This window comes from Ruegeria sp. CDSC052 (assembly GCF_059610685.1).
Window position 1 is genome coordinate 64,224 of the sequence record NZ_JBXWOB010000014.1, and the last position, 15,904, is coordinate 80,127.

Sequence of the window (15,904 nt, forward strand, 5' to 3'; positions counted from 1 at the left end):
CTTACTCGGCCGCGTCGCGTTTGGGCAGAACCCAATCCGGGCGCGGGAAATGGCAGGTATAGCCGTTCGGGATGCGTTCAAGATAATCCTGATGCTCGGACTCGGCCTCCCAGAAATCGCCAACGGGTTCAATCTCGGTCACGACTTTGCCGGGCCAGATGCCACTGGCATTCACATCGGCAATGGTGTCCAGGGCGACCTGTTTCTGGGCGTCATCGACATAATAAATGGCCGAGCGATAGCTCATCCCCATGTCGTTCCCTTGCCGGTTCACCGTAGTCGGGTCATGGATCTGAAAGAAAAATTCGAGCAGATCGCGATAGGTGGTCACGGTAGGATCGTAAAAGATCTCGATCGCCTCGGCATGGGTGCCATGGTTGCGATAAGTGGCGTTGGGCACGTCTCCACCAGTATATCCGACGCGAGTGCGGAAAACGCCCGGGCGTTTGCGGATCAGATCCTGCATGCCCCAAAAGCAGCCCCCGGCAAGAACGGCGCGATGTTCGGTCATTCGATCTCCTCCACATGAATCAGGAATTCGCCATAGCCTTCGGCTTCCATCTGATCGCGATGGACGAACCGTAATGAGGCTGAGTTGATACAGTATCGCAGCCCGCCATGTTCGCGGGGGCCGTCGGGAAATACATGCCCCAAATGGCTATCGCCATGTTTCGAGCGAACTTCGGTCCGGATCATACCCAGCGAGGCATCGCGCAGTTCTTCAACATGCTCATGCACGATTGGTTTGGTGAAACTGGGCCAGCCGCAGCCGGATTCGTACTTGTGCGCCGAGGCGAACAAAGGCTCACCCGAGACGATATCCACGTAGATGCCGGGTTCTTTGTTATTCAGCAGTTTGCCAGTTCCGGGCCGTTCGGTGCCGCTGTTTTGCGTGACGTGGTATTCCTCGGGCGACAATGCGGCGACGGCCTCAGGGGATTTGGTGTAACGGGTCATTGCTCCTCCGGACTTCTGGTGGTTCGCATAATAGATGGGGATTATTGGCGGAAAGCAAAGGGTGTTCTGCCGGGCTCGCGCAGTTGTGCAAGGTCAGGCTGGTTTTCTGCCGGGTTGGCGAGACAGTTGCACCGCCAGAATGCCCAGTGTTGTGATAAGAACCCCGACCGCATCCAGCGGCCCCAGTTTTTCGCCCAACAAGATCGCGGCGATGGTGACACCAAAGACCGGGTTGAGAAAGTGAAACGTGGCCGCCCGGGTTGCGCCGATCCGATTCAGCAGCAGGAACCAGATGAACGTGGCCAGAAGGCCGGGAAACAGAGTTGTATAGGTGAAGGCCAGGACCAGCTGCACCGTCAAGTGGAAATGAATCGTTTCGAATACCGGTGCTGCAACAAACAGAATGGCCGATCCGACCAGCATCTGTAAGCCAACCACCATCATGAAATTCCCGCCCGATGTCGCCCCACGCACTGCGAGCGTGGCAAATGTCAGCGCAAGCGCTCCAATGCCACAAAGCAAGACGCCGAACAGATCAACGCCGTCGCCGATCCGACTGCTCATGATCAGAGCAACACCGGCGAACCCGGCACACAGGCCGACAATTCCAACTGGCCGTAATCTGTCGCCCATAAACAGCCAACTGGCCAAGGCAACCAGCAATGGCATGGTCGAGGCGATGATGGCGGCAACAGAGGCCTCGATTGTTTGCATCGCATAGAAGTTTAGGCCTAAATAAAGGGCATTTTGACATATCCCGAACAGGATGGTGGCATACCATTGTGACCGCGTCAGCCGCCAGCTTTGGCCCATCGCCCGTGCAATCACGACGCCAATCAAACCCGAGATCAGAAACCGCAGAGCCAGGGAAAACAACGGCGATGCGTCCGCCACGATGATCCGGGCCGAGGTGAAGGCCGAAGACCAGATAAACGCAAATGTCAGCCCCATGGCCATTGCGCGAAAATCCATCGCGACCCCCTGTTCAGATTTTCGCGCACTGTTGACCGAATAAGCGCGCGCCGCAAGCAGTGCTGTTTTTATTGATTGATCAGCCAATAAACTATAACAGCGTCATGAACTGACATTAATGGGAGGATTGTCGGTGCTATTGGAGTACATACTATCATTTGGCGTCTTGCTGGCGTTGGGCCTTGTTGCCTTCTTTGTGGTGAAGTGGTGGAATCTGCGGATCGTCGGCGTAACGCCGGTTCATCTGTTCACCTTCATCGCGATTCTGTTCACATCCGGGTTGGATGTCGGCCTGATCATGTTTCCGCTGACCGAATTCGGCGGCTATGCCGAAGATCCCGCCTATGCGTTTGCCAACCCACTGGCGATCGAATTCGGGTTCTGGGGCTTTCTGATCTGGGCGTTCTACTTTCTGACCGCGTTCTATTTCTGTGTCATCGAGCCGCGCGTGAAGTTCTTTGAAATCCCGCTGGTCAAGCTGATCAACAATGTGGTCATCATCGGCACCTGCGCTTTCACCGCCAGCCTGTTCCTGATCTACCTGCCTGGCTACCTGCCCGAGGTCGGAGACGGCGAGTCAGTGGTCACCACCTTCTATGTCATCGTGTTTGTCGTCATTCTGGCAGCGGCCTATTCTTCGACCGACCTGAAATACGTGCGTATCCTGTCGGTGGGCTCGACCTTTTTGTTCCTGGCACTGATCCTGGGCATGTGGGTTGCTGCGGGCATGGGCGTGAATGGCTTTGTGGAAACCGGAAGCAATGTTGGTGCCTATTTCACCAACCTGCACAAGTTTGTCCTGCCGCTGACAGATTATCACGCCTTCTACCTGTTCTGGTGGTTTGCCTGGTCGATCATGATCGGCCAGTTCACATCTCGCTTTGTAGGTGGGCTGAAGACCTGGCAGCTACTGGCTGCTCTGCTGATCTTTCCGTCGATACCTTTGGCGATCTGGTTCACCGTTCTCTACTATTACCACCTGAACGGCATCAGCACCGCAGGCATCACCAACATTGCGATGGTGATTGTGGGCGTGACCTTCGTGATCAACTCACTGGATTCTTTGATCAGGCTCTATACGGACAACCTGAACATGACAGTCGCCCGCTTTGGTAAAGCGATCTATGTGGCGGGCAATGTTGTGCTGCTGTTCGTCCTGACCTTGCTGTTCCAAAGCCAGTGGTTGCAGATCCAGTGGATCGGCGCAGTTGTTGTCGGCCTCTATCTGGCCTGTGTGGTTTATATCCTGATCACCAAACGCAAAGAGGTGCTGAGCATAACTGGGATGCCCGAAGACCGTGATCTGGATTTCCACAAGGTCGAGACGGTTCACTGATCAACATCGAGAAAAAGCTAATACGGGCGCCTTGGTGCCCGTATTTTTTTGGCCGCGACTGTGTAAGCGATGCGGAAAGGGTCAAAAAGGCCAAACAAAGCGACACGTGTGAAATCACAAACTTGCAATATCTTTTACTTATGTTGGCTTAGTTCAATCGTCACTCACTGGAGAGCTCACTTGAGGTTCCATCTTCCTTGGAGTTGATAACCTTAATGGCCCCTCAGGCGCGTTTTTCACCAATCGTGGCCACACCCAGAACAGACAGGACCTTGGCCTCGATCTGTTCGGCATTCATACCGGCAACCGCATACATATCCGCCGGGTTTGCCTGATCAATGAAGATATCCGGAAACACCATCGAGCGGTATTTAAGGCCCTGATCAAACACACCCTCATCGGCCAGTAGCTGCGCCACATGGCTGCCGAAACCGCCAATCGCACCCTCTTCGATGGTGATCAGCGCCTCGTGATTGGCGGCCAGATTCAGGATCAGGTCGCGGTCCAGCGGTTTGGCGAAACGTGCATCGGCGATGGTGGGGGTGATGCCGCGTGCGGATAGGGCCTCGGCGGCTTTTTGTACCTCGGCCAGGCGCGTACCGAATGACAGCAATGCCACACGCGCGCCCTTCTGAATTATCCGGCCTTTGCCGATTTTAAGCACTTCACCACGCTCGGGCAGGTCCACGCCCACGCCTTCACCGCGGGGATAGCGGAAGGCGATCGGGCCTTCGTTGTGGGCGACGGCGGTGGCCACCATATGCATCAGCTCGGCCTCATCTGCGGCGGCCATCACGACCATGCCCGGCAGGTTGGCCAGATAGGCAATGTCAAACGATCCGGCATGGGTCGCCCCATCAGCGCCCACCAGACCAGCGCGGTCGATGGCAAATCGCACGGGCAGGCGCTGAATGGCCACATCATGCACGACCTGATCATAGCCGCGCTGCAGGAAGGTCGAATACATGGTGCAGAACGGCTTCATCCCGCCCGCAGCCAAAGCCGCCGAGAACGTCACACCATGCTGTTCCGCAATCGCTACATCGAAACAACGTGACGGGTAGCGTTCGGCAAACAGGTTCAACCCGGTTCCATCGGGCATGGCGGCGGTGACGGCGACGATCTTGTCGTCCCGCGCGGCTTCTTCCACCAGGGTCTTGCCGAAGACCGACGTATAAGAGGGTGCGTTTGACGGCGCCTTCTTTTGCTCACCCGTCACAACATCGAATTTCGCGGTCGCGTGACCCTTGTCGCGGGCCTGCTCGGCAGGGGCATAGCCCTTGCCCTTTTTTGTCAGCACATGGATCAGGATCGGTCCGGTGGCCCGCGTCTTGACCGTGCGCAGCACCGGCAACAGCTGATCCATGTCGTGTCCGTCAATCGGGCCGAGATAGGAAAAGCCCAGTTCTTCGAACAAAGTACCGCCTACGGCCATGCCCTTGAGCATTTCCTTGGCGCGTTTGGCGCCTTCGCGGAACGGTTCCGGCAACAAGGACACCGCGCCCTTGGCGGCGGCCTTCAGATCGTGGAACGGTTCTTCGGCATAAATGCGCGACAGATAACTGGACAGGGCGCCAACCGGCGGTGCGATGCTCATTTCATTGTCGTTGAGGATAACGATCAGGCGCTTTTTCAGGTGGCCCGCATTGTTCATCGCCTCAAACGCCATACCCGCCGACATCGAGCCATCGCCGATTACCGCAATCGCATCGCCCAGACCTTCGGGCGTCACGCCACCCAGATCTCGCGCCACGGCAAAGCCAAGGGCCGCACTGATCGAGGTGCTGGAATGCGCCGCGCCAAACGGGTCATAGGGGCTTTCGCTGCGCTTGGTGAACCCGCTCAACCCACCGGGTTGGCGCAGGGTACGGATCCGGTCGCGCCGCCCGGTCAGGATTTTATGCGGATAGCACTGGTGCCCGACATCCCAGATGATTTTGTCACGCGGCGTATCGAATACCGCATGCAGCGCGGTGGTCAGTTCCACCACGCCCAGACCCGCACCCAGATGCCCGCCGGTGACCGACACGGCCGAGATCGTCTCGGCCCGTAATTCCTGCGCCACCTGATGCAGCTGCGCGTCCGAAAACTGCCGCAGGTCGGCCGGGCGGTTCACAAGATCCAGCAGAGGAGTGTTCGGGCGGTCAGACATATGGCGCGTTCCTGGCTTAGCTGTCCCGGGCAATAACGAAGCGGGCGGCGTCCTTCAAGGTTTCAGCCGACGCGCCATAGCCTTCCAACGCGGCGCAGCCCTGTTCCACCAGCTCCGCGGCACGGGTTCTGGCGGCGTCGAGGCCCAGCAGAGACACAAACGTGGCCTTTCCCGCCTCGGCATCCTTCTGAAGGCGCTTGCCCGCAATTTCGGCGTTACCCTCTATATCCAAGATGTCATCTGCGATTTGAAAAGCAAGACCAAGGGATTGGGCATATTGGCGCAAGGGCGCAAGATCAGCTTGGGCCAGACGCGCGCCGGCGCATGCAGACCACTCGATCAGCGCTCCGGTTTTTCCTGCCTGCAAATGGGTGATTTCTTCCAGCGTCAGCGGAGAGTCTGCCGATTCCGCCGCGATATCCAGCGCCTGGCCCAGCACCATGCCCTGCGCTCCGCTTGCCTGCGCCAGAGACAAGGCCAATTCCGCGCGAATTTCGGCGGGGCCAATTTCGGGACGGGTGCAAAGTTCGAATGCCAGCGTCTGCAACGCGTCGCCTGCCAGAACCGCGATGCCCTCATCCCATTTCACATGAACTGTCGGGCGCCCGCGACGCAAATCGTCGTTATCCATGCAGGGCAGGTCATCATGCACCAGAGAATAGGCGTGCAATGCCTCGATCCCCGTGGCAGGCCAGATCGCACGCGCTGTATCCACATCATGCAGCCGCGCGCTTTCCAGCACCAAAAACCCGCGCAGACCTTTGCCGCCGTGCGTGGCATAGGCCATCGCCTGTGTCACATCCAGATCGTCCAGCGCGCCCAGAACCAGATCAAAATGGCCCTGAATCAGCGTTGCATCCTGGGCCAGTCTTTCGCGAAACATTTACTGACCTTCGACAACCGTCGTCCCGGTCGGTTGACCATCGGCGTCCAAGGTGATCGCGGCCACTTTTTCCTCGGCCCGCTTCAGTTCATCCTCGCAGCGTTTCTTCAGCGCTGCACCCCGTTCATACAAGGCGATGGACTGGTCCAGCGCCACATCGCCACGCTCCAGCTGGCCGACAACGGCCTCAAGCTCTTTCATCGCCTGTTCGAATGTCATCTGGTCAACGGGTGTATCTGTCATCGGGCTGCCTTCATCAACTCTTCCACATGGGCACGTGTGGCCTCGGCCAAGGCTTTCAGATCATACCCGCCTTCCAAAGTCGAGACGATACGTCCCGCGCAATGCTCATCGGCAATCTTGCACAATTCGGCAGTGATCCAGGCGAAATCTTCGGTGGCCCAGGTCAGATTGGCCAGCGGATCATCCTGATGGGCGTCAAACCCGGCAGAGATTATGATCAGCTCGGGTTTGAAGGCGCGCAGTCGAGGGAAAGCCAATGTTTCATAGGCGGCGCGCATCTTGGCGCCGCCGGTTCCGGGGGACAGTGGAATATTCAGGACGTTTTCAAAGGCGCCGGTCTCGTCGGCGTGGCCTGATCCCGGCCACAAGGGCATCTGTTGGCTGGTGATCACCAACGCGCGCGGCTCATCCCACAGCAAATCCTGCGTGCCATTGCCGTGATGCACATCGAAATCCACCACAGCGACGCGGCGCAGACCGTGATGATCCAACGCGTGTTTCACCCCCAATGCGGCGTTGCCGAACAGGCAAAACCCCATGGCGGTTTCATTCTCGGCGTGATGGCCGGGGGGGCGAATGGCACAGAACGCATTTGGGGCTTCTCCGCCCAGCACTAAATCCACGGCTTTCACCACAGCCCCTGCAGCCCTAAAGGCCGCATCTACCGATCCCGGCGACATGAATGTATCGCCGTCCACCTGCCGGAATCCCTCTGTCGGGCGGCTTTTGCGGATGTCGCGAATATGGCTTTCGGGGTGAATACGCAGCAGGTCATCATCGGCTGCAAGCGGCGCGGTCACACGATCCAGGTCCAGCCTATCCAGCGCATGAAGGATATGTTCCAGTCGCGCGACTTGTTCCGGATGCCCCTCGGGTGTCACGTGCCCAAGACAATCCGCATGGGTCAAAAGGGCAGTTTTCATCACAATCCCCTGTTCATCTGGTCAAAATACCTTCGCCGAAGGCAAAGAACCGCCACGCAGCGGCTCAATCAATCCGGAGCCAGCATGTACCCGGCCCCGCGCACGGTTTGCAGGTACCGGGGTTGTTTCGGGTCTTGCTCGATCTTGCGTCTCAGCCGTGTGATCTGCACATCCACGGCACGCTCCTGCGCCTGACCCTTGTCACGGCCCAGATCCTCGACCAGCTTGGCGCGACTGATAGGGGCGCCGGGTTGGGCCGAGAAGATCTTCATCAGCTGGCTTTCCGTTGCGGTTAGGCGGACCGTTTCTTCGCCCCGCCACATCTCACCGCGCTCAACATCATAGCGGATCGGGCCGAGATGCAGAATCTTGGTTGCGGCATCCTGTGCCGGGGTTTCCGGCATCCGGCGCAGGATCGCATTGATCCGCAACAAAAGCTCTTTGGGCTCGAACGGTTTGGCCAGATAATCATCGGCCCCCGCCTCAAGCCCGGCGATACGGTGTTCGGTTTCGCCCCGCGCCGTCAGCAACAGGATCGGGGTGGTGTGGGTCTCGCGCAAGGCTCTGGTCAGGCTGACACCATCTTCGCCGGGCATCATCACATCCAGAACGATCATGTCGAAATCCAGCCCCGACAGCACCCGACGTGCATGGGCCGCATCCCGCGCCGCGGTCACCAGAAACCCGTTTCGCATCAGGAATTTCTTGAGCAGATCGCGAATACGCTCGTCATCGTCAACGATCAACAGATGGGCGTCCATATCACTCATGAGGTCGTATCCCGCAATTTGGTATAGGCATGACGCATATCAGCATCCATCATTGCTTCAAGCACTTTGCGAAACCCAGACACCGCTTCTGGGCCTGCGTCCTTATAGGCCGCGCGCATCCGCACGCGCTGGGCCTCGGACAGCCTGGTTTCAAGCGCCCTCCCGGCTTCGGTCAGAAACAGGTGCCGTTCGCGCTTGTCCACTGTACCGACCCTGCTTTCGACCAACCCATCGTCAATCAATGTCCGAAGGACCCGGTTCAGAGACTGTTTCGTCACTCCTAGAATAGCAAGCAGGTTATTGACGGTCGTCCCCGGCGCGCGATTTATAAAGTGGATAGCACGGTGGTGTGCCCGCCCATATGCCAGCTGTGTCAGAATGCGATCCGGGTCCGCCGTGAACCCGCGATAGGCGAAAAACATCGCCTCGATCCCCTGCCGCAGCTGTTCATCCGTAAGAAACAACAGGCTTTCTCCGCCAAAGGCCTGGGCGGGGCGGGTATCTGACATATTCTGCCTCATTCGTTACACAGGTCCGAGTTTATGTCAGCGTTGTTGACATTCCAAGAGCGGACAGGTATCGAATCGCAGTTTTTGCGCAACTTTATGTCCACTTCGGACCTATATTGCGCAATAATCGGAATATTCAACCCAGGCAGGGAGGTTTCGCATGGCGGGGTATGATGATCGTGACGGTGTCATCTGGATGGATGGAGAACTTGTGCCCTGGCGCGAGGCGAATGTCCACATTCTGAGCCATGCGATGCACTATGCGTCTTCGGTCTTTGAGGGCGAGCGGGCCTATAACGGCAAAATTTTCAAAAGTCGGGAGCATTCCGAACGGCTGGTCGCCTCGGCGGAGGCGCTGGACATGCCGATGCCCTATACGATCGACCAGATCGAAGCGGCAAAGGAAGACGCGCTGAAGGCAAGTGGCTTGCAGGACGCCTATGTCCGTGCGCTGGTCTGGCGTGGTTCGGGCGAGGATATGGGTGTGGCTTCGGCCAAGAACCCGGTCCGCATGGCCGTAGCGGTCTGGCCCTGGGGTGCCTATTACGGCGACGCCAAGATGCAGGGCGCCAAGCTGGATATCGCGGAATGGAAGCGGCCCAGCCCTGAGACCATCCCGGTCCATGCCAAGGCGGCCGGGCTTTACATGATATGCACCATTTCCAAGCATAAGGCCGAGGCCAAGGGCTGCTCGGATGCGCTGTTCATGGACTGGCGTGGTTATGTTGCCGAGGCGACCGGGGCGAACGTCTTCTTTGTGAAGGACGGCGAAGTTCATACCCCGTTGGCCGATTGCTTTTTGAACGGGATCACCCGTCAAACCGTGATCCAGATGCTAAAAGACAAAGGCATCACGGTGCATGAGCGCCGCATCAAACCTGAAGAGATGGCCGATTTTGAACAATGCTGGCTGACCGGTACTGCGGCCGAGGTCACGCCTGTGGGCCAGATCGGCGACTATACGTTTGAGGTCGGTGACCTGACCCGCGAGATTGCCGCCGATTACGAAAAACTGGTCCGGGCATAACCCGCAACCAAATTGAAACCCCGCCTTGGCGGGGTTTTATGCTTTTGGGCAACCGTCAACAGGTTCGGTTAGATATGTGAGTGCGCAAACTACCTTACAATGACCGAATTGAGCCCAAACTTCCTATGGTCGGATGAGTTCCACGCAATTCATTTCGTAGTACAGATAAGCCCATGAAGAGGCTAGCAGCAAACCGAAACAAGCAGACACGACGGCCAAGCCCTTCTTACTGTTTTTCCAGAAAGTGAGCGAGATAGCCAATGCCACAAGGGCAATTAACCAGCTTTCCCAGTCGAAATATATGGACCGCAAACATTCTTCATAAGTCATTTAGTTTCGGTTCCATGTCGAGTTTACGTCTGGAATTCAAGCTGGCTTTCAAAGTTTTGCCAATGACCGCATAGTCCGCTCATCAAACCTTGCGCTAGCATTCCCTCAACCCGGCCTACCCGCTCTGTAAAACTGACTCTAATCCTAGAAATCGACGCCACGCTGGGCTTTGATCCCGGCTTGAAACGGGTGCTTTTCCTCGGTCATTTCGGTAACCAGATCGGCATAGTCGCGCAGCGCCTGTGGCGCATCGCGACCAGTCAGGAACACGCTGGTCTTGTCAGACCGCGCCTTGAGCCCGTCGATCACCTGATCGACAGTCAGATATTCATAGCGCAGGGCAATATTGATCTCGTCCAGAACGACCAGATCATACTCACCGCTTTCCATCAGTGCCCGCGCCTTGTCAAAAGCGGCGTTGGCAGCAGCGATATCGCGTTCGCGGTCCTGAGTGTCCCAGGTAAAGCCTTCGCCCATCGTGTGCCAGGTGACCAAGTCGCGCTCTTCAAAGAACCGTCGCTCACCGGTTTTCCACTTGCCCTTGATGAACTGTACGACGGCAACTTTCTGACCCCATCCCAGCGCTCGGATCACGACACCAAACGCGGCCGAGGATTTGCCCTTGCCCTTGCCGGTATTGATCAGCACCAGACCACGGCCCGGGTCGACGGCCTCGGACACTTTTTTGCGGTGCTTGGCCTGCACCTGCTGCATCTTTTCTTTGTGATCCTGCGCGTCGCTCATTCGGGCACCTCTGTGATTGTTGGGCCCAAACTAGGGCAAGATTGAAAAAGGTAAAGTCACGCTTTGTGATCGGTCAGGGACCGGGCCTTGCCGCGTTCCAGCCCCAGCTGGTGTTCGCGCCAGATCACGACCACATTGCCCGCAATCACCAGCGTCGCACCCAACAGGATCGCAAGCGTCGGCAGCTCATCAAACCAGATATAGCCGATGAATATGGCAAACAGCATGGTGGTATAGTCATAAGGCGCCAGCATTGAGGCCTGACCAAAGCGATAGGACGAGGTGACCAGAATCTGTGCAACACCGCCGATCAACCCCATTATGATCATAATTAGAGCCTGATTAAGTGTTGGCATGGTCCAACCCCAAAACGCGGTCAGAGCTGAAAGCAGGGTAGCGGTCATCGAGAAATAGAACACGATCGCGGCCGGGTGATCCACCTTGACCAACTGCCGGATATGGATCTGAACAAAGGCACGGGCGAGTGTGGCCGCCAGCACGCAAAGCGCCCCGATTGTGGCTGCCATCTCCATCTGGGTGGTGCCCAGCCTGGGCCAAACCATAATCAGCACGCCCAACAATCCCAGCGCGACGGCACCGATGCGGATCATGCGAATGCGCTCGCCCAGAATCAGCGCGGCTAGAATCAGGGTGAAGATCGGGGTGGCATAGCCAATCGCGGTGACCTCGGGGAGTGGCAAGAGGCTGAGACCCGTAAAAGTCAGACCCATGGCGCTGGTGCCCAGAACGCCGCGCCAGAAATGACCCATCGGCTTTTTGACCACAAAGCCCTGCGCCAGCTCTCCGCGCCAAAGCAACCAGGCAATGATGACGGGAATGGCGAAGAGCGACCGGAAAAACACCAGTTCACCGGGGGGGAAGTCCTCGGACAGTGCTTTGACCAGCGCCGACATTGAGGTGAACAGAACCAACGCAGCCAGTTTCAGGCCCACGGCAAGCATGGGTCGGTGGGAAGTCAGGGATTGTGCCATTGGCCGGGAACCTGAGCCTTTGACTGCGAAAGATCAACGATTGGATTGTACCAATCAGGCAGATTTCCACGTGTCGGGCAGGGGTTGGCCGATCTCTTCGCTGAACGCCTCAAGAAACCGGATCATCCGTGCCACACGCGCCTGTGCCAATTCGCGCCCGGTGGGCGTCAGCATGTCTGCCGGCAGGCTCAACAGTTTGACCTTCCAGTGATCAATCGAGAATTGCTGATCATTCAGATCGCGGGCAGTGGCAAAAGCATCCTCGGGATCATACAGGTCGCGACCCAGAGCACCTGACACAGCGAAGTTGCGCGCAATACCGATAGCCCCCAGCGCATCCAGCCGATCTGCGTCGCGAAGGATGCGGGCCTCGGGCGTTTCAGGCAGTATCCCGGCCGAGAAACTATGTGCGGCGATGGCGTGTTGAGTGGCATCGATTTCAGGCTGAGAAAACCCCAATTTCGCTAGAATAGGCTCTGATTCAGCCGCAGATTGGCGTGAGGCGAGGTGACGATCAGGGTCATCTTTGGGCAAGTTGACCAGGTCATGAAGATAGCTTGCCGCAAGCAGAACCCGAATATCTGCTTGCGTGTCCGCGATGGCCTGTACATTGATCCAAACGCGATCCAGATGCGCCAGATCGTGGGCAGGATCTGTTTTCATGCGCTGCGCGACGATGCCGCGCAGCCGAGTGCGCAGCTCAGCCGATATGGCCACGGTTCTCGCCGATCTGACCCCGGTGCAAGAGCAGGTGGTCAAGGATTACGCAAGCCATCATCGCTTCGCCAACCGGAACCGCACGGATGCCGACACAAGGGTCATGGCGGCCTTTGGTGATGATCTCGGTCTCTTCTCCGGATTTGGTGATCGTTTTGCGCGTGGCCAGAATCGACGATGTCGGTTTAACCGCAAAGCGTACGACTATATCCTGCCCGGTCGAAATCCCGCCCAGTATGCCGCCTGCGTGGTTCGAGCTGTATTGCGGGCCATTCTGCCCCATGAAAATCTCATCGGCATTGGCCTCGCCCGTCAGTTCAGCGGCGGCCATGCCTTCGCCGATCTCAACACCTTTGACCGCGTTGATCGACATCATCGCTGCGGCAAGATCAGTGTCTAACTTGGCATAAACTGGCGCACCAATCCCGGCAGGGACACCTCGCGCAACGACCTCAACCACTGCCCCGACCGAATTGCCGGACTTGCGTAACCCGTCTAAATAGGCGGCCCAATCTTCGGCGGCTGTCGCATCGGGCGTCCAGAATGGGTTCTGTTCAATCTGTGACCAATCGAAATTCGTGCGGTCGATCTTGTGCGGGCCGATCTGGGTCATGTACCCGGTGATCTGGACATTCGGCGCGATCTGCTTGATGGCTTCGCGGGCCAGGCCCCCGGCGGCAACGCGCGAGGCGGTTTCGCGCGCCGAACTGCGGCCACCACCACGATAATCGCGGATACCGTATTTTTGCCAATAGGTGATATCAGCATGGCCCGGGCGGAATTTTTCCATGATATCGCCATAGTCTTTTGACCGCTGATCAGTGTTCTCGATCATCAGCTGGACCGGAGTTCCGGTCGTCTGCCCTTCGAACACGCCGGACAGGATTTTCACCTGATCGGGCTCGCGCCGCTGGGTGGTGTATTTATTCTGTCCTGGTTTGCGCTTGTCCAGCCAGTGCTGGATCACCTCTGCGTCGATGGTCACCCCCGGCGGGCAGCCATCAACAGTGGCACCCAAGGCGGGCCCGTGGCTTTCACCCCAGGTGGTGACGCGGAAAAGATGGCCAAAGTTGTTCATCGACATAAGGCGTGCTCCTTCTGAGCATCGTGATTAGCGGGCAAGGCCCGTAGCCTCAAGCGGATTTGCGGTTGGGGCCCAGCACCCCAACCCTTTCCGGTCAAGCCGCCGAGGACAGCTGCGTCCGCATGGCGGTGATTTTCAACGCCGCCTGTGCCGCCTCGCGCCCCTTATCCACGAAATGCGCGCGGTAGATGGTATTGTGGTGGTCCGTCTCTTGATACTGGTGCGGCGTCAGCGAAACAGACAGAACCGGAACACCGGTATCCAGACCTGCGCGCATCAGCCCATCGACCACAGCTTGCGCCACGAAATCATGCCGGTAGATGCCGCCATCCACCACAAAGGCCGCGCAGGTCACAGCTGCATAGCGCCCAGTCTGGGCAAGATCGCGGGCCAGCAGGGGCATTTCGAACGCGCCTGGAACGTCGAACACGTCCACCTGATCGGCGGGTATCAATTCCAGAAACCCGTCGAGTGCACGGTCGACAATATCGGCATGCCAGCTGGCCTTAACAAACGCATAACGGGTGTGTGTCATCAAGATCTCCTTCCGGTTTGGTGGTTTGCTGGCGGTTGCGAAAACCGGTTCCCACTTTTCGCTGCCAGCACGACATGACACGTCACCCAAGGCGATCACGAGCAGGCGCGCGGGGTTACCGGCACACTGCACGTTCTCTTTCATCCGGACTGTAACCGTCGGCTCTGGCCTCTCACCAGATCTGCTGACACCCCGAAAAGGGGCCGCTCGCGGGCTTACGGGTTATCGCCCGCATACCGCCGGTGGGGAATTCCGCCCCGCCCTGAGAACGAGGCGCACCTTGCCAATAGGTGCGCGGTTCTGCAAGAGCTTTTGCAGGAGGACCGCAATGCACCCCAATCCCGCCTTCCGCGCCGAGGATCGTGACCGTCATATTGCTTTTGCGCGCGAGCGCGCATTTGGTGTTTTGGCTTTGTCAGCGGACCAAGGGCCTTTGCTTAGCCATGTGCCGTTTCTGTTGTCAGAAGATGGCGCAGAAGCCTCGCTGCATCTGGTGCGGTCCAATCCGATCGTCCGGGCATTGAATGAACCGCGCACGGTTCGAATCGCTGTATCAGGGCCTGACGGATATATCTCGCCCGACTGGTACGGGATTGAGGATCAGGTGCCCACTTGGAACTATGTGGCGGTGCACCTGACCGGAACGCTTTCGCTTCTTCCGCAGGACGCGTTGCGCGATTTACTCGATCGTCAGTCGGATTTTTATGAGCGCCGGTTGAACCCCAAGCCACCCTGGAGCGCCAGCAAGATGAGCGCGGAGGCTCTGGACAAGATGATGCGCATGATTGTGCCCTGCAAGTTGCAGGTAGATGACATTCAGGGCACCTGGAAGCTGAACCAGAACAAGCCGGACGATGTCCGTCTAGCCGCCGCAGATCATGTGGCGGTAGACGGGTTCGGAAGCGAGACCACTCACCTCGCCGCGCTCATGCGGTCTAGGTGAGCGGACGGGCTGGTCAGTTGCTGAAGGTCGCCAGATAAGCGGCGACATCCTCAGCCCCTTTTTTCAGTTTGACGCTCATGTTCGGACGGGCGGTTTCGTCATCCAGATAATCCCTCAGGAAAACAATCGGGTCCTGCGAATATTCGACGATGTTTTCCTGTGTCCAGACCAGCCCTTCCTGGCCAGCACGGATCATGTCATCGGTGTACATCCCGATTGGTAGGCGTTCGCTTCCGTTCAGGTAATCGGTTTCTGTTCCGGCCACCCGGCCTACGACCCCATAGAGATTCGGCCCGGTGATGCCGCCTTTGACCAGAACTTTTCCATCTTTGATAATTGCATGGCACGAAGAGCACCGATTGTAGAGGCTTTCCCCCTTTGCCGGATCGCCGGCGGCGATGGATTGCGATGAAAGGGTCAGGGCGAAGGTTAGAGTGGCTGTAAAAAGCTTTGGCATGGAAAAATCCCGTTAAGGTTGGTCCTGTTACAGGCCCTTGGGACATTCCAGCCAAATGTGCAATCGAATTGAGACTCGTCTAGTGTGTTGAAAAATATCTATTTTTAACTCATTATTTTAGCCAAGGTAGATTCAATCGAAGTGGATTTTTGCGTGGCAAAATCAGGTCAGAATTTTGCAGATCTTCGCCGGTCAACAGTCTCCGGTTCTGTGTTGTGAGAGTGTTTTCGTTGCCTGGTTGCCATCCGAATCACTCCCTGAACCACCCGCGCGGCAGGGCAAACCTTCACGGGTAATCCGGCCCATCCCTTGAAAAAAACGCCCTTCGTT

General features: G+C 57.6%; 18 protein-coding genes and 1 riboswitch. Of the genes, 3 read left to right on the plus strand and 15 right to left on the minus strand.

What is annotated here, in order from left to right; all coding sequences use genetic code 11:
• Position 1: 1 nt before the first annotated feature.
• The 3 genes from msrA to AC2FIM_RS17585 form a co-directional block, all read right to left on the minus strand.
• Complete coding sequence (gene msrA, locus AC2FIM_RS17575) at positions 2-511, minus strand: peptide-methionine (S)-S-oxide reductase MsrA (protein ID WP_142640270.1); 510 nt, start codon at positions 509-511, stop codon at positions 2-4.
• Complete coding sequence (gene msrB, locus AC2FIM_RS17580) at positions 508-957, minus strand: peptide-methionine (R)-S-oxide reductase MsrB (protein ID WP_142640268.1); 450 nt, start codon at positions 955-957, stop codon at positions 508-510. The genes msrA and msrB overlap by 4 nt, the downstream gene beginning before the upstream one ends.
• Before the next feature lie 93 nt (positions 958-1,050).
• Positions 1,051-1,929, minus strand: a complete 879-nt coding sequence (locus AC2FIM_RS17585) for a DMT family transporter (protein WP_496732202.1) — start codon at positions 1,927-1,929, stop codon at positions 1,051-1,053.
• A 139-nt stretch (positions 1,930-2,068) separates the two neighbouring features.
• Between AC2FIM_RS17585 and AC2FIM_RS17590 the strand changes: the two genes are divergently transcribed.
• Positions 2,069-3,265: a BCCT family transporter gene (locus tag AC2FIM_RS17590; RefSeq protein ID WP_142640264.1), complete on the plus strand. Its 1,197-nt coding sequence runs from the start codon at positions 2,069-2,071 to the stop codon at positions 3,263-3,265.
• A gap of 223 nt (positions 3,266-3,488) precedes the next feature.
• Here AC2FIM_RS17590 and dxs read toward each other — a convergent pair whose 3' ends face one another.
• The 6 genes from dxs to AC2FIM_RS17620 form a co-directional block, all read right to left on the minus strand.
• Positions 3,489-5,417: a 1-deoxy-D-xylulose-5-phosphate synthase gene (dxs, locus tag AC2FIM_RS17595; protein ID WP_281995949.1), complete on the minus strand. Its 1,929-nt coding sequence runs from the start codon at positions 5,415-5,417 to the stop codon at positions 3,489-3,491.
• A 16-nt stretch (positions 5,418-5,433) separates the two neighbouring features.
• Positions 5,434-6,300 (minus strand): polyprenyl synthetase family protein, encoded by an 867-nt coding sequence (locus tag AC2FIM_RS17600; protein WP_496703189.1) that lies wholly within the window; start codon positions 6,298-6,300, stop codon positions 5,434-5,436.
• The gene (locus tag AC2FIM_RS17605; RefSeq protein ID WP_142640258.1) at positions 6,301-6,543 is read right to left on the minus strand and encodes an exodeoxyribonuclease VII small subunit; all 243 of its coding nucleotides are present in this window, start codon (positions 6,541-6,543) and stop codon (positions 6,301-6,303) included.
• Positions 6,540-7,466 (minus strand): histone deacetylase family protein, encoded by a 927-nt coding sequence (locus AC2FIM_RS17610; RefSeq protein WP_496708295.1) that lies wholly within the window; start codon positions 7,464-7,466, stop codon positions 6,540-6,542. Before AC2FIM_RS17610 ends, AC2FIM_RS17605 begins: the two co-directional genes overlap by 4 nt.
• A 68-nt stretch (positions 7,467-7,534) precedes the next feature.
• Positions 7,535-8,236 (minus strand): response regulator, encoded by a 702-nt coding sequence (locus tag AC2FIM_RS17615; RefSeq protein WP_142640254.1) that lies wholly within the window; start codon positions 8,234-8,236, stop codon positions 7,535-7,537.
• Positions 8,233-8,745, minus strand: a complete 513-nt coding sequence (locus tag AC2FIM_RS17620) for a MarR family winged helix-turn-helix transcriptional regulator (RefSeq protein ID WP_142640252.1) — start codon at positions 8,743-8,745, stop codon at positions 8,233-8,235. Before AC2FIM_RS17620 ends, AC2FIM_RS17615 begins: the two co-directional genes overlap by 4 nt.
• Before the next feature lie 160 nt (positions 8,746-8,905).
• Between AC2FIM_RS17620 and AC2FIM_RS17625 the strand changes: the two genes are divergently transcribed.
• Positions 8,906-9,772 (plus strand): branched-chain amino acid aminotransferase, encoded by an 867-nt coding sequence (locus AC2FIM_RS17625; protein ID WP_271951706.1) that lies wholly within the window; start codon positions 8,906-8,908, stop codon positions 9,770-9,772.
• Positions 9,773-10,246: 474 nt separating this feature from the next.
• Here the strand turns inward: AC2FIM_RS17625 and cobO are convergent, their stop codons facing one another.
• The 5 genes from cobO to AC2FIM_RS17650 form a co-directional block, all read right to left on the minus strand.
• Positions 10,247-10,846, minus strand: a complete 600-nt coding sequence (cobO, locus tag AC2FIM_RS17630; protein ID WP_271951707.1) for a cob(I)yrinic acid a,c-diamide adenosyltransferase — start codon at positions 10,844-10,846, stop codon at positions 10,247-10,249.
• Between the two features lie 56 nt (positions 10,847-10,902).
• Positions 10,903-11,838: a DMT family transporter gene (locus AC2FIM_RS17635; protein WP_142640242.1), complete on the minus strand. Its 936-nt coding sequence runs from the start codon at positions 11,836-11,838 to the stop codon at positions 10,903-10,905.
• Between the two features lie 54 nt (positions 11,839-11,892).
• Positions 11,893-12,555 carry an HD domain-containing protein gene (locus AC2FIM_RS17640; protein WP_496707294.1) on the minus strand — a complete coding sequence of 221 codons (663 nt, stop codon included), beginning with the start codon at positions 12,553-12,555 and terminating at the stop codon, positions 11,893-11,895.
• On the minus strand, positions 12,539-13,639 hold the full coding sequence (gene aroC / locus AC2FIM_RS17645; protein WP_496678870.1) for a chorismate synthase: 1,101 nt from the start codon (positions 13,637-13,639) through the stop codon (positions 12,539-12,541). Before aroC ends, AC2FIM_RS17640 begins: the two co-directional genes overlap by 17 nt.
• Positions 13,640-13,733: 94 nt before the next feature.
• Positions 13,734-14,174 (minus strand): 6,7-dimethyl-8-ribityllumazine synthase, encoded by a 441-nt coding sequence (locus tag AC2FIM_RS17650; RefSeq protein ID WP_142640236.1) that lies wholly within the window; start codon positions 14,172-14,174, stop codon positions 13,734-13,736.
• A gap of 128 nt (positions 14,175-14,302) precedes the next feature.
• Positions 14,303-14,448, minus strand: a riboswitch (FMN riboswitch).
• 54 nt (positions 14,449-14,502) lie between these two features.
• Here AC2FIM_RS17650 and AC2FIM_RS17655 point away from each other — a divergent pair.
• Positions 14,503-15,117, plus strand: coding sequence for an FMN-binding negative transcriptional regulator (locus AC2FIM_RS17655; protein WP_271951721.1), 615 nt, complete (start codon positions 14,503-14,505; stop codon positions 15,115-15,117).
• 13 nt (positions 15,118-15,130) lie between these two features.
• On the opposite strand, the gene AC2FIM_RS17660 is transcribed toward AC2FIM_RS17655, so the two are convergent.
• Positions 15,131-15,574, minus strand: coding sequence for a c-type cytochrome (locus tag AC2FIM_RS17660; RefSeq protein ID WP_142640232.1), 444 nt, complete (start codon positions 15,572-15,574; stop codon positions 15,131-15,133).
• Between the last annotated feature and the right edge of the window lie 330 nt (positions 15,575-15,904).